The following is a 12,815-nucleotide window of genomic DNA, read 5'->3' on the forward strand; positions in this document are numbered from 1 at the left end:
GCACCCACGGGCGACGTCGTGGCTGACACCCAGGCGCTGCAAGCAGCCGTCGACACCGCGGACCTCATCCACCTCGCGCCCAACGCCGAGTACGTCGTGGCGTCCGTGGACTTCCACGAGGGCATCACGATCGACGGCCACGGCTCCACAGTCCGCCGGCCCGCCAACGCGCCGAACTGGACCCGGACGTTCACCAACGAGAACCGCCTCCCGCCGGCCTCCGCCGACGACCGGGCACCGATCAGGCTCCGCAACATGACCATCGACGGGAACCTCGTCGAGCAGGGGCCGTGGCAGGGCTACGAGCTCGAGCAGGCGATGCTCGTCTCGATCAGCGGTAACCCCGGCGGACCCGGACGCCAGCCGTTCCTCACCGAGAACGTCAAGGTCATCAACTCCCCGTCCGACGGCCTGCACCTCAACCGCAACGTCCGGGCGACCCTTGTCAACACCGAAGGAGTTGACTGCTTCCGTGGCGGCATCACCGTCACAGGCGGGCACACCATCGTCGAGATCGTCGGCTACACCGGCAGCGGCGACGTGTGCGGGGCGCACCTCGACATCGAGATCGACTCGGCCGGGTATGGCGGCTCGAAGACCATCACGGTCAACGGCACCGACGTCGCCGACCTCACGCCGATCGGCGTGGGGAAGTCCACCCAGATCAGCGCCTACGGCGACTCCCGCATCACCTTCACCCGGATGACTGCACTCTCCGGCCTGTACGTCTACAACCGCGAGGGCGTCACCCAGTTCATCGACTCCGAGATCCACGTCAGCTCTGCCCCCTACACGGGGCAGATGCTCATGCCCGGCCGCACCACGTTCCGCGACACGACCATGGTCGTCCACGGGCACGGCGACGAGCCCGGCACCGTCTACGGCCACCAGATCACCTGGTACCCCTCGGGGTGGGACACCCACCCGGGCGTCGTCACCTACGACAACGTCACCTGGGAGGCTGTGGGCTTCGCCCCGGGTGACGTTCTCGACGCTGCGGTTCGCACCGACTCCGCGTCCACCGACCAGGCTGCGCGCGTCGTCGTCGTGGGCGGGGACCTCGGCCCCTTCGCCCGAACAGTCGCCTGGCAGACGACCTAGCGCGCTGCGCTTGCAGTCGCGCGGCTGCTTGCCGTGGTGCTCCGGTAGGTCCGCCAGGCTCGCAGAGCTACCCAGAAGAGGCCGACGTACCCCGCGGAGAACAAGATCCCCACGAGGCCGTTCGGGAGAAAGACATGGCCGGTAAACAGGTTGATTCCTACGTTGCCGAGCATGAACGCCTGGAGGGAGTGCCCGCCGAACGTCCAGGGACCCCGGCGCGAGAGGAGCCGGGTGCGCGTCTCGATCAGCCAGCACAGACCGAGGATGGCTAGGGCGGCGCTCGCACCGATCGCGTAGTACCCGAAGTGGTTGGTGGCCCGGTAGTCGTGGACGAAGTGCGTCACCGCCGCGAAGGGGCCATCGATGAAGCCGGCAGCCAGGCCACCGACCACCGCCATCCCCACACCGATACCGGCGTCGCGCCGAGCGCCGCGATCTTGCGGGGTTCGGATCCAGCGTCCGACCGCCATGCCAAGAACGACGATGGGGAGGGCGTGCAGCACCGAGGGGCCGAGCTCGTCGCCAATGCCAAGGACCCGCGATGTGATCGAGTCGAGTCGCGGGTCGGTCGGATTGAGAGAACGGAGGAGTGCGGCGGTGGGCCACCACGCCAGCGTTAGGGCGAGGGTGGGCAGGACACCGATGCGGCGGCGCAGCGGCACAAGGGCCATGGCGAGCAGCATCGTCACGGCGTAGAACACAAAGATGACGCCGTTGAGGACCGGTGCGGCAAGCACCGCAGCCAGGAGCACCTCCGGTCCAGACATCGATCCGCCGATGAATGCGGCGATCGCGAGGAGCAGGAGAGCGCCGTAGCACTGTGCTGCTCGCTTGAGCAACCGTCGGCGGACCGTGCCGGGATCGTGCTCCCAGCGGCGGACGTAGGCGAACTCCAGCGAGATCCCGAAGAGGAAGATGAACGTGAGCGTCGCTGCCCGGGTGATGACCCGAAGACCGTAGAGGGCCGGGTAGTCGGCGCTCAGGGACTCCCACCCCGCGACGCCCAGCATCGCGTGAGAGAAGAGGGCGAGGCTGATCGCCAGCCCTCGCGCCCAGTCGACGTACAGAACCCGGCGCTTCCCGACGTCCCCCATGCTCGGGATCATCGCACGGCTTCCGCTTCGCCTGTCGGCGAAGTCGAGCACCTGCCCCAATCGTCCCGGGACGCGGCGACAAGGGCAGCTAGCTGCCTACGTTCTGACGGCTCCGCGTCCAAAGATCTGCTAGGTAGGAGTGCGCCAGCCGGAGAACACCTGCCGGGGTCTGATCAGCAACTGGTGCACCTCGGTGAGTGCTAGGGCCGTCATGAAGGGTCGTCACCAAGGTGACACGGCCGCGAAACGGCTCCCTGCTGCGACGCTCGTGCGGCGTGCCCTGCCCGGTGATCCGCCATGGGCCATCCGGGCCGATGACGAGGGCTTCGTCAGCACCGACGCTGGTCTCCAGGTGCTCGATGTACGAGTCCGCACCAACGACAAGCCGCTCCTCGTCGATGGGCACGTGCTGGTCGTCGTTCCGAGCAGCGAACACCCACGAGATGAGCTCATCGTCGCGGGCGGCGCGCTGCTCGGCGACCCACCACTCGCGCTGTCGTGCCTTCTGTCTCTTCGCGTCGGAACGCCCCTTCACGGCGGCGATCGCCTCCACCGGGATCTTGTCGTAGGCGGCCTTCAGTGCGTTAGCCGCTTCGGCGAAGTGGACCTGAACCTCGTCCACAGACGTCGAACTTTCGAGCGCGTCGATGGCCCGGTTCGCATCCTGCAACTTCTGCAAGGCAGAGCGTGCCATCGGTACCCCCGTAGCAGTTCAAGTGGGGGCCCGACCCTAGTACCCAAGGGCACGGCGCGCCTGGCCCAATCGTCCCGGAACAGCAGCACCCCCATGCGCCCCGCCCTCGCCCCTCACCGGGGCCGGGGCGGGGCGCTCTTCTGCTTTGTCGCTGCGCTCGCTACTGGTGCTCGGTCGCGCGGCCGCTCGCTGCGCCGAGCTCCAGGCGCTCGCGGGCGGACGCGGTTCGGTGCGGACGTGAGCCTTGTATGCCTATCTCGGCGATCGGGTGAGCGCGCGCCGGAGCTTGATCTCGAAGGCGCCGTCTCGGATCGACCAGACCACGAGCGGCAGCACAGCAGCAAGGACCAGCAGCAGCGCTGGATGGGACCCGCGAGCGACTGCCGCGCTCACCACGATCGCGCTGGCGACCGCGAGGATGAGTGCGAGGGCATCGACAGCAAGGAGGGCGAGATTCGTCCGGCGCACTCGGTTACTGACCTTCCTCGTCATCATCCGCACCCCGTCGCGTCCTGACCACCTTGGTCAGCGTCCAGTCGATCCTGTTCCGGCCTTCGCGCACCTGCGTGGTTTCGACGAGCGTCACGCGGAAGATGTCGTTCTTCCCGTACTGGGTTCCGCGCTCGACGCTCGCGAGGAACTTCTCATCAGCGATCGTAGCCTTCTTGGTCCGACCCAGGGCAGCAACCTGCCACTTGGTCGGGTCGCGGAAGTTGATCGCCCCGAGTTGAGCTTCGATGTCCTCGTGCGTGACCTCGAGGGGATCCCTCTCGGGTTCCGTCGCGGCGGCGGCGTAGTAGTCCCGCTTCTCCGCTCGAACGTCGGTCGGCGTCTCCAGGATGGCCCTGGAGTCGGCGTCGCGGTCGGCAGCGCGCACCTCCATGAACGAGGCATCCTCTGACATCGGAGCCTGCAACTGCGCCATGGCCTTGCGCGTTCGCTTGGAGGGCTTGTTCAGGATCTTCCAGACGTCCTCCGGCACCTCCTCCACGGACCCTCCAGGCCATGTGACCAGGTAGCTCCCGCTGTCCAGCTGCTCGACTGCCTCGGGCCGTCCCCGTAGGCGCTTGATCGCGGCCCCGATGAAGACCTTCAGTGCCCACCCGGCGCCGCCGAAGATGCCGCCAAGACCGATGGCGCCGTACTCCGGGTTGTCGACGGCCCACTGCAGCACGGCTTCGACTGCGACAGAGCCTTCCTTCAACGGCCGCACGCGGACTTCCGGGGGCGGCCCCTCTCCGAAGACCCCCGCCTTCGCTGAGTCGGACACGAGCGTCGTGAGCCCTTGCAGGACTTCCGCCAGGTCCCTGGCGTTGATGTCGTGGTACTCGCCCTGCTCGTCGCCGTAGCGCAGCTGGATCATGTCCTGACCCGGCTCGTTGGCTGCCTCCTGATCCAGCTTGTCGTCCATCCCGATCCCCCCTGTTGGTCATCACGGGCGCTGGTTTCGGCGCCGGCTAGGCGCGACCGTACCGTAGGCCGCCCGTCCGAAACCGCGGATCCGCGGCTCGTCAGGCCTTACCCCGGGGTTTGAGCAGCGCACCGGCCCGTCGAGGCGCGCGTCTCGCTACGGTTGCCGCGTGCCCTACCCGTCGCGCCCGGTCCTTGAGCCGCTCGCGCCGTTCAAGTACGACCTCAAGAACGGGTACAACCACTTCCAGCGAGACCGCTTCGACGCCTTCGTCGCGGAGCAGTACACCGCCGGCCTGTCCCTACGCCAAGTCGCCGAGCTGACCGGCCGGACACAGACCGCAGTGCGGCGCAGCCTGGACCGCACCGGTGTCCCGCGTCGAGGCCGCGGAGCCGAGCCACTAGGCCAGCGCCAAGCCGGGCGCCCGTAATCTCGTGCGCTGTGGGTGCAGGCGCGCACCATGTGCCCGTGACCGGCTCCGAGGTGCTCCCCTGGTACGAGGGCCACCAGGCGATCGTCAACGCCCACGACGTGCCCCGCCGGTTCACCCGCGCCCGGATCCCGATCCCGGTCCGGGCGCGCATCGTCTGGGAGGACGACGGCGTCGAGGTCCTCGACACCCTCGCCACGGCCTGGACCGCGGCCCTCGTCCTCGTCGACGTCAGCGACCGCCGCAACCGCCTCAACGCGGCCTGGATCGCGCTCGCGGACGTCCGCCGACGCTGATCAGGTCTACTGGGCCGCCACGAACGCCTCCGCGCCGTCCATGGCGAACGCCTCGGTGATCCGCCAGGTGCCGCCTTCGACCTCAGCGGCGGGGACCTCTTGGGTGATGTGCCCCTCGAACGAGGCGCCGGCGTAGAGCTCGTTGGCGTCCATGAGGTCGCTGGGCGCGGTGGCGGACGTGGCGTCGTAGACGTTCCCGGCGGCGGTGACGTAGGCGATCATGAGGTCGAGGTAGGGCTCGCCGGAGTCCTCGCCGACGTAGGTGGCCGTCACGGGGGCGGTGATGTACACGGTGCCCTCTGCGGGCTCTGAGACCCACGAGAGGTCGCCGTCGTAGTAGGCGTCGGCTTCGGCCTGGCGGATGTCCGCCGTGGCGTCGAAGTTGGTGTGGCCGACCGTCAGCTCGTAGCCGCCCACCTCGAAGGTGGCGCCGGCCGGGTGCGGGTTCTCACGGCTCCCTTCGCCAGACGCCTCGACCTCGTCCTCGGTGACCATCTCCGTGGGCGTCGCGCTGGTGGGTTCGGGCACGGCCGTCGCGGACGGCTCCTCGACCGAAGGGGTTGTCGTCGCTGCCGGCTCCGGCTCGTCGGCACCGCACCCAGCGAGCAGCACGGCAGCGACCGCAAGTGTCGGCAGCAGCCGGCGGGCTGTAGTCGTCGTTCCCATGGCGAGATTCCCCCTCCGTCGTATCAGTCAGTTCTTGAAAGATAGCCGCCTGCGCAACGCCGGGGTCACCGATCGCCGCGGTGAAGCCGGCGCTCGCGGGCACGGCGGAGCCGGTGGACGACGACGGGCGAGTACTCGAGCGCGGCGACGTCGTCGAGCAGGACGTTGAGGCGCTGAAAGTACTGGACCTCCGACCACCCGAAGCGCTCGCGGATGGCGACGGTCTTCGCGCCGGCGCGGGTGAAGGTCTGGGCCTCGAGGTCGAGGACGTCGGTGTCGGTCTCGTGGGGCCCTCCGGTCTCAGGCGGCCGCGTTGATGGCGGCGAGGAGTGCGTCCATGGGCATCTGGACGTAGCGCTTGGTGGTCTCGGGTCGGGAGTGGCCGAGCAGCTCGCCGACGGCGAGGAGGTCGCGGGTGCCGGCGTAGGCGCGGGTGGCCATGCGGTGGCGCAGTGTGTGCCCGGTCCAGCCGTCGGGGAGCGCGGCGGACAGGATGTGGGTGACGGTGCTGGGGGAGAGGTGCCCGTCGATGCGGCCGGGGAAGAGCCAGCCGTCGGCGCGGGCGAAGGTCTCGACGAGCTCTGGGTGCACGATCGGGACGACGCGGGCCTTGCCGCCCTTGCCCGTGACGTGGAGGAGGCCTTCGACGAGGTCGCTGGAGCGTGCCCGCGAGATCTCGGCGCACCGCAGTCCGGCGTAGGCGGCAAGCAGCAGCATGGTGCGTGTGCGTTGGTCGGCGCCGGCGAGGGCTCGGGCGAGGACCTTCTCGGGGGCGGGGCGGGGCCGGCCTACGGGGACGGTGATGGCGGGCAGGTTCGCGGCGGGGTTCGCTGGGGTGTAGCCCTCGGTGTGTGCCCAGCGGTAGAAGCTGACGTAAACGGCGCGCGCGGACTTGCGGGTCTCGGGTCCCCATCGGTGGGTGGCGAGGGCCGTGCGTAGCTGGACGGGTGTGGCTCGCCAGGGGGAGCGGGCGTGTCCGGTGAGGTGGTGGAGGTAGTGGCGGTGCAGGCGGATCGTGCCGGGGGAGCGGCCGGCGGCTCGGAGCATGGTGGTGTACTCGGCGGTGGCGTCTGTCCAGGTGGCGGGCATCGTCGTCGTCTCCGTGGGTTCGGTTCCGTCTCTGCCTGGCGGGGGGTCGAACGAGACCAGGTGGAGACGGGCCTGGCTCGTCGTTGGGCCAGGTATACGAAGGTAGGTAGACGAACGTCTAGGCGTGTCGCTTTCAGGCATTGTTGCTAGATCGAGACATTGCCGCGTGTGCGGTGAAGCGTGAGTAGGCCGTCGGGGTCATCGGAGCGTTCGTGCTCCGCTGGGGGCTCATGACGCACGCACCGAAGTCGCTGCGGCGCGCATCGGAAACGCGATAACGTCAGCGTCCGGACCCTCCGTGACCTGCGAGGACGCGTAACCGGACGGTTACTGGTTCGAGTCCAGTCGCGGGAGCCACTCGGCCCGTAGGTGTGACCGGGGCTAACGCGTCGTCGGGTAGCCGTGCAGATACCAAACATGCACGATATGTGCGGGATCCCTGAGCCTGCGTCGCCATGGCCAACCGCGCACCCGAGTCCTTCATGTCCCGCAAGCTGGAACCGAAGTCACGCCGACCGCGAGAATGAGCCGCATGACTACGGCCCCCACTGACGTGAACCTGCCCCGCGTGCTGGTCGTCGACGACGAAGCGCCGCTAGCGCATCTGATCACCAGCTACTTGGAAGGGCACGGCTTCGAGGTCCAGGTCACTGGAGACGGCAGGGACGCGATCCAGCGGGCCCGCGAGTGGTGTCCGGGCGTGATCGTCCTCGACCTCGGCCTCCCTGGCGCCGACGGCATGGAGGTCTGCCGGGCAGTGCGCGCATTCTCTGACTGTTACATCATCATGCTCACCGCCCGCGTGGCGGAGGTCGACAAGCTCATCGGACTTTCGGTCGGCGCCGATGACTACGTCACCAAACCCTTCAGCCCCCGCGAGCTCGTCGCCCGGGTGCGGGCAATGCTGCGCCGCCCACGTGAGGGCAGCGCGCCCCACGGTGCCGGCCTGTCGTTCGGGGCACTGTGGATCGACCTCATGGGCCGCGAGGTGTTCATGGACGGGGAACCCGTGGCGCTGACACGTACCGAGTTCGACGTCCTCACGGCCCTCGCGAACCGTCCGAGCATGGCGTTCTCGCGCCGTCAGCTCATCGAGACGGTGTGGGGACCGGGCTGGGTGGGTGATGAGCACCTTGTCGATGTCCACGTAGGGCACCTGCGGCGCAAGCTCGGTGATAGCGCCTCTGCGCCTAAGTTCATCAGGACGGTGCGCGGCGTCGGCTACCGGATGGGTAGCGGAGAGTGAGCGCCACATTGCGTAGCCGGTGGGGGCTCGGCGCCCGGCTCCTGGCGGCGATCGTCGCCGTGATCCTCGTCGCTGCCGGCACCGCATGGGCGGTCGCCTCGGCCATCGGCCCGGAGATCTTCCACGACCACATGCTCATGGCCGAACCCGCCGACTCTGAGGTCGTCACCCACGCCGAGCAGGCCTTCACCGCGGCGTGGACACTGTCGCTGTCCGTGGCGCTGCTCGCCGCCCTCCTGACCTCGGTCGTCATCAGCGTCTTCCTCACCCGGCGGATCGCCAGGTCCCTGGAGCGCGTGCGGCAGGCCGCCGCCCAGGTCGCCAGCGGCGACTACGGCGCCCGCGTACCCGAGGTGGACATGGGAACCGAGTTCGACGACCTCGCCGGGGCGTTCAACACCATGGCCGCGGACCTCGGCGAGATTGAACAGGCGCGCACGCGGATGCTCGGTGACCTGGCCCACGAGATGCGCACCCCGGTTGCCACGCTCGACGGCTACCTCGAAGGCATCCTCGACGGTGTCGTGACGGCTGACGAGTCAACACTGGGGATGCTCCGCGAGCAGGTCGCTCGCCTGGCACGCCTGGCCCATGACATCGCCCTGGTCACGGCCGCGGGGGACGGACGCCTGAGCATGCACTGGCAGCCCCTGAAGGTCGGTCTCCTGATCGACGACGCCGCCGCGCTGGCCGCTGCGAGGTTCACCGAGAAGGGCGTAGAGCTAACCGTCGAGGCCACGGACGAGGCACGCCAGACGGTGCTCATGGCCGACCCCGACCGGCTCGGCCAGGTGCTCACCAACCTGCTGGACAACGCCGTGCGCCACACCCCCCGGGGAGGGTCGGTGCAGCTAGGCGTGGAGCGGACCGGGTCCGCGCTTCGGATGTCGGTGCGGGACACCGGCAGCGGCATCGCTGCCGAGCACCTGCCGCACCTCTTCGAGCGCTTCTACCGCGCCGACGCGGCCCGGGACCGCGCCCACGGCGGGTCGGGTATCGGTCTCGCCATCGTCCGATCCATCGTCCATGCTCACGGCGGTGCCGTGAGGGCCACCAGCGCCGGGCCGGACCACGGTGCCCTCTTCACCGTCGAGCTGCCCCTGGCCACCGCGCACCGGAAGGAGCGCAGCTCACCCTGAGGGAGTGGTTCAAGAGGTGCCGTCCGCCTCGCCAGCCCGTCCGGGGACGACTCCTCGGTACCGGCGCCACCACCGGGAAACAGTGCCCTGATGACCCACAGCGGAGGGCCATGGAGGCCGGAAGAACCTCGAGTCCGGACGACCACCGCTCGGGCGCCGGTGCGCCCTCGAGAAGGCGCCCGACGAAGGCGGACGCGGGTGAGGGCGGCCCAGTCTGGACCGCCATCGCCCTCAGCAACGCCGGCACACGCCTCTGACGCCGAAGCCTCTATTAGTGGTGCGCTCGTACCGCGTCCTTCCGGCCGACAGCAGATCGCGTGGTGCGGGCCGGTTGGACCTGCGGGGCGCCGTGCGCTGCGGCGGTGCTGGTCTCGGGGCTGAGGTCCAGGCGGCGCAGCAGCTGGGCGTTGAGTGCGACGACGATGGTCGAGAGGGACATGAGGATCGCACCGACCGACATGGGCAGGACGAACCCGATCGGTGCCAGGACACCCGCGGCGAGGGGGACGGCCGCGATGTTGTAGCCGGCGGCCCACCACAGGTTCTGCTTCATCTTGCGGTACCCGGCGCGGGAGAGCTGGATAACGGAGAGGACCGAGCGCGGGTCGTCCGAGGCCAGGATGACGCCGGCCGAGGCGATCGCGACGTCGGTGCCTGCTCCGATGGCGATCCCGACGTCGGCCTGGGCCAGTGCAGGAGCGTCATTGACGCCGTCCCCGACCATGGCCACGGTGCGGCCCTCGTGCTGCAGCTGCAGAACCTTGTCGCTCTTGTCCGCCGGGCGCACCTGGGCGAAGACCTGGTCGATTCCCAGGTCGGCGGCCACGGCGCGGGCCACCGGCTCGGCGTCACCGGTGATCATGACGACCCGGACGCCGAGCTGGTGCAGTGCGTCGATCGCCTGACGCGACTCCTCACGGACCTCGTCGGCCAGGGCAACCGCACCGGCCACCTGCCCGTCGATGATCACGTGCAGGACGGTCGCGCCCACGTGCGCCCACGGCGCTGTCGCGGCCAGCGGTTCAGCGCCGTGCTGGGAGAGCAGGGCGGGCCCGCCGACCTGCACCTCGCGGCCCTCGACAGTGGCTCGCACCCCGACGGCCGTTGCGGCGCGGAAGTTGGTGGCCGGCGGAACCGTCAGCCCGCGGTGCACGGCGGCAGCGACGATCGCCCGGGCGAGGGGGTGCTCGCTGTCGGCCTCGGCGGCCGCCGCGAGGCGCAGCAGCTCCTCGGTCCCGGACCGGCTCGTGCCTGTCACGTTAGTGAGCGCGGGCTCACCCTTGGTCAGGGTGCCCGTCTTGTCGAACAGCACGGTGTCCGCCACGCGCATGCGCTCCAGGGCGCCGCGGTCCTTGACGAGCACCCCACCGCGGGCAGCGCGCTCGGTGGATATGGACACCACCAGCGGGATCGCCAGGCCCAGGGCGTGGGGGCAGGCGATGACCAAGACAGTGATCGCCCGCACGAGTGCGCTCTCGGGCACCCCGATGGACAACCACACAGCCGCGGTGATGACCGCGGCGATCACCGCGTACCAGAACAGCCAGCCCGCGGCCCTGTCCGCGAGGAGCTGGGCCCGGCTGGCCGAGGCCTGGGCCTCGGCTACCAGCCGTTGGATGCCAGCCAGTGCGGTGTCCTGCCCGACGGCCGACACCTGCACCCGTAGGGCGTTGTCGGTGGCCACGGTGCCGGCCACCACGTGGTCGCCTACGGCGCGCAGCACCGGTCGCGACTCACCGGTAATCATCGACTCGTCGACGTCCGCGCCACCGTCGACGACCTCACCGTCGGCCGGCACCCGCCCCCCCGGGCGCACGATGACGACATCACCCAGACGCAGGTCGGCGGGGGCGACCGTGACGACCCGGTCTGCCTCCACCCGCTCGGCCTCGTCGGGCAGCAGAGCCGCCAGCGAGTCCAGCGCGGAGGACGTCTGGGCCAGGGACCGCATCTCGAGCCAGTGGCCGAGGAGCATGATGACGACGAGCAGTGCCAGCTCCCACCAGAAGTCGAGCTCGTGCGAGAAGAGCCCCAGGCTGGCCCCGACGGAGGCGACGAAGGCGACGGTGATTGCCATCCCGATCAGCAGCATCATGCCGGGTTTGCGGGAGCGGAGCTCGCCGATAGCGCCGGTGAGGAAGGGGCGCCCGCCCCACAGGTAGATGACCGTGCCCAGGGCCGGGGAAACCCATTCGATGCCCGGCACGCCCGGCATCGAGTAGCCGAGAAGATCGGCGAACATGCCGTTGAGCAGCACCGTCGGGACCGCGAGGACGAGCATGATCCAGAACAGGCGACGAAACATGCCCACGTGGTCCCCATGGCCGCTTTGGCCGCCGTGACCGCCGTGACCGCCGTGACCGGCGTGACCGGCGTGACCGGCGTGACCGGCGTGACCGGCGTGCGCGGCAGCGTCGTCGTGCGCTGCGGCGGTCATCGGATCGGTGACATCAGCGCCGCCCGTCCGGATTGCTTGCCCGTGCGTGACCTCATGGCCACTGTGCCCATGCCCATGCCCATGCCCATGCCCATGCGCGGAGTGGTGGGCCTGCCGCGCATGGTCGCGGCCATCACCTGGCGTGGGCCCGCCGCGATCAGGTCCCGTTGGCGTACTCATGACTTCCCCTTCTGCCGGCGTCCGGTACCCCCCCGGGGTATGTACCAGGTGCAAGGCGCCCGGGACCCGCTTCTATTCCCCGACCCGCTCGCCAGGGCGCCGACCTTCACCGGCCTCCATCAGAGGTCGAGAGACTGCGGCCGAGACGTCTTATGACTCGCCCGCCGGGTAAGGCATCACCTGCGCGGCTGCAGCCCTCAGCCGATGGCGGCGAGGAGCTCGGTGCAGGCTTGCTCGCAAGCACGGCAAGCCTCGGCGCAGACCCGGCAGTGCTCGTGGTGCTCAGCGTGTCCCGCGCACTCGTCACCGCAGGAGCGGCATGCCTGCACGCAGGCCTGGAGCATGGCGCGGGTGAGGCTGGCGTCATAGCCGGTGTGCCGAGAGAGCACACGGGCGGTGGTGTCGCAGATGTCGGCGCAGTCCAGGTTGGTGCGGATGCACTTGCGCAGCTCGGCGACCATCTCCTCGCTCAGGCAAGCGTCTGCGCAGGCGGTACAGGCCTGAGAGCAGGCCATCAGGGCGTCGACCACCTTGGCGAGCAGGTCACGGTCGAGGTTGATCTCGGCCGGGTAGGTGCTCATCATCTCTGCGGTTCTCATTGCCTTGCTCCTTCGTCAGTTGCTATCCCCGCGGACAGCCATGACGGTGCGGGCTTACGACGCTACGGGGGGCGCCGTGGGTCCGCAGCCACGGGAACGGGCGGCGGCGATGAAGGTTTGATGAAGTCTTCCGCCAACGCCGTTATCGAACCGTGATCCTGGGGTTGGGATGTGTAGCGTCGCCCCTGCTTCTCGCTCCCTTCATCGAGAAGCTCACGTGCGGACGCCGAGCCCTGCCACCGCGCCGTGATCCTCGATCGTCCGTGGCAGGGACGGGGAACCCGATGTGGGCCTGCTTGCAGGTCCTTGGGGTGAAGCTCGATGCCTGAGCCGGGTGTGCTCCTACCCGAACCCGACAGCTGACCTCGTAGGCGCACTGGAGAGGTTCACCCGTGACATCTAGCTACACCCGTGGACGGCACCGTGCCGAGGG

At 69.4% G+C, this 12,815-nt stretch carries 13 protein-coding genes, 1 pseudogene and 1 riboswitch; of the genes and pseudogenes, 5 read left to right on the top strand and 9 right to left on the bottom strand.

All coding sequences use genetic code 11. The features are described 5' to 3' along the window. The first annotated feature begins 18 nt into the window (after nucleotides 1–18). Entirely contained in the window at nucleotides 19–1,101 is a 1,083-nt protein-coding gene (locus tag V2J63_RS04655; RefSeq protein ID WP_331229839.1) for a hypothetical protein, read from the top strand. Here the strand turns inward: V2J63_RS04655 and V2J63_RS04660 are convergent. The 4 genes from V2J63_RS04660 to V2J63_RS04675 all read right to left on the bottom strand — a co-directional run bounded on the left by V2J63_RS04660 (nucleotide 1,098) and on the right by V2J63_RS04675 (nucleotide 4,300). Beyond that, complete coding sequence (locus V2J63_RS04660; protein WP_331229840.1) at nucleotides 1,098–2,246, bottom strand: heparan-alpha-glucosaminide N-acetyltransferase domain-containing protein; 1,149 nt, start codon at nucleotides 2,244–2,246, stop codon at nucleotides 1,098–1,100. The two genes, V2J63_RS04655 and V2J63_RS04660, sit on opposite strands and share 4 nt — an antisense overlap. Before the next feature lie 37 nt (nucleotides 2,247–2,283). Next, nucleotides 2,284–2,889, bottom strand: a complete 606-nt coding sequence (locus V2J63_RS04665; RefSeq protein WP_331229841.1) for a hypothetical protein — start codon at nucleotides 2,887–2,889, stop codon at nucleotides 2,284–2,286. Between the two features lie 252 nt (nucleotides 2,890–3,141). Next, the gene (locus tag V2J63_RS04670; protein ID WP_331229842.1) at nucleotides 3,142–3,381 is read right to left on the bottom strand and encodes a hypothetical protein; all 240 of its coding nucleotides are present in this window, start codon (nucleotides 3,379–3,381) and stop codon (nucleotides 3,142–3,144) included. Then, nucleotides 3,362–4,300 carry an LAPAL motif-containing putative phage structural protein gene (locus tag V2J63_RS04675; protein WP_331229843.1) on the bottom strand — a complete coding sequence of 313 codons (939 nt, stop codon included), beginning with the start codon at nucleotides 4,298–4,300 and terminating at the stop codon, nucleotides 3,362–3,364. The genes V2J63_RS04670 and V2J63_RS04675 overlap by 20 nt, the downstream gene beginning before the upstream one ends. Nucleotides 4,301–4,469: 169 nt before the next feature. On the opposite strand from V2J63_RS04675, the gene V2J63_RS04680 reads away from it, so the two are divergent. Further along, nucleotides 4,470–4,730, top strand: a complete 261-nt coding sequence (locus tag V2J63_RS04680; protein ID WP_331229844.1) for a helix-turn-helix domain-containing protein — start codon at nucleotides 4,470–4,472, stop codon at nucleotides 4,728–4,730. Between the two features lie 38 nt (nucleotides 4,731–4,768). Beyond that, nucleotides 4,769–5,026, top strand: a complete 258-nt coding sequence (locus V2J63_RS04685; protein WP_331229845.1) for a hypothetical protein — start codon at nucleotides 4,769–4,771, stop codon at nucleotides 5,024–5,026. 6 nt (nucleotides 5,027–5,032) lie between these two features. On the opposite strand, the gene V2J63_RS04690 is transcribed toward V2J63_RS04685, so the two are convergent. The 3 genes and pseudogenes from V2J63_RS04690 to V2J63_RS04700 form a co-directional block, all read right to left on the bottom strand. After that, nucleotides 5,033–5,692 carry a hypothetical protein gene (locus V2J63_RS04690; RefSeq protein ID WP_331229846.1) on the bottom strand — a complete coding sequence of 220 codons (660 nt, stop codon included), beginning with the start codon at nucleotides 5,690–5,692 and terminating at the stop codon, nucleotides 5,033–5,035. A gap of 65 nt (nucleotides 5,693–5,757) precedes the next feature. Then, nucleotides 5,758–5,916 (bottom strand): annotated as a pseudogene (locus V2J63_RS15755) (DUF3263 domain-containing protein); the annotation flags it as partial. A gap of 76 nt (nucleotides 5,917–5,992) precedes the next feature. Continuing rightward, a complete protein-coding gene (locus V2J63_RS04700) occupies nucleotides 5,993–6,781 on the bottom strand; it encodes a tyrosine-type recombinase/integrase (RefSeq protein WP_331229848.1) in 789 nt (262 codons plus the stop codon). 532 nt (nucleotides 6,782–7,313) lie between these two features. Here V2J63_RS04700 and V2J63_RS04705 point away from each other — a divergent pair. Both V2J63_RS04705 and V2J63_RS04710 read left to right on the top strand, forming a co-directional pair. Continuing rightward, on the top strand, nucleotides 7,314–8,027 hold the full coding sequence (locus V2J63_RS04705; protein ID WP_331229849.1) for a response regulator transcription factor: 714 nt from the start codon (nucleotides 7,314–7,316) through the stop codon (nucleotides 8,025–8,027). Then, nucleotides 8,024–9,166 carry a sensor histidine kinase gene (locus tag V2J63_RS04710; protein WP_331229850.1) on the top strand — a complete coding sequence of 381 codons (1,143 nt, stop codon included), beginning with the start codon at nucleotides 8,024–8,026 and terminating at the stop codon, nucleotides 9,164–9,166. The genes V2J63_RS04705 and V2J63_RS04710 overlap by 4 nt, the downstream gene beginning before the upstream one ends. Before the next feature lie 271 nt (nucleotides 9,167–9,437). Here V2J63_RS04710 and V2J63_RS04715 read toward each other — a convergent pair whose 3' ends face one another. Beyond that, a complete protein-coding gene (locus tag V2J63_RS04715; protein WP_434056287.1) occupies nucleotides 9,438–11,783 on the bottom strand; it encodes a heavy metal translocating P-type ATPase in 2,346 nt (781 codons plus the stop codon). Nucleotides 11,784–11,980: 197 nt separating this feature from the next. After that, nucleotides 11,981–12,382, bottom strand: coding sequence for a four-helix bundle copper-binding protein (locus tag V2J63_RS04720; protein ID WP_331229851.1), 402 nt, complete (start codon nucleotides 12,380–12,382; stop codon nucleotides 11,981–11,983). A 232-nt stretch (nucleotides 12,383–12,614) separates the two neighbouring features. After that, a riboswitch (cyclic di-AMP (ydaO/yuaA leader) is annotated at nucleotides 12,615–12,771 on the top strand. The last annotated feature ends 44 nt before the right edge of the window (nucleotides 12,772–12,815 follow it).

Origin of the sequence: Georgenia wangjunii (genome assembly GCF_036421975.1) — a bacterium.
In the GTDB taxonomy this organism is placed as follows: domain Bacteria; phylum Actinomycetota; class Actinomycetes; order Actinomycetales; family Actinomycetaceae; genus Georgenia_A; species Georgenia_A wangjunii.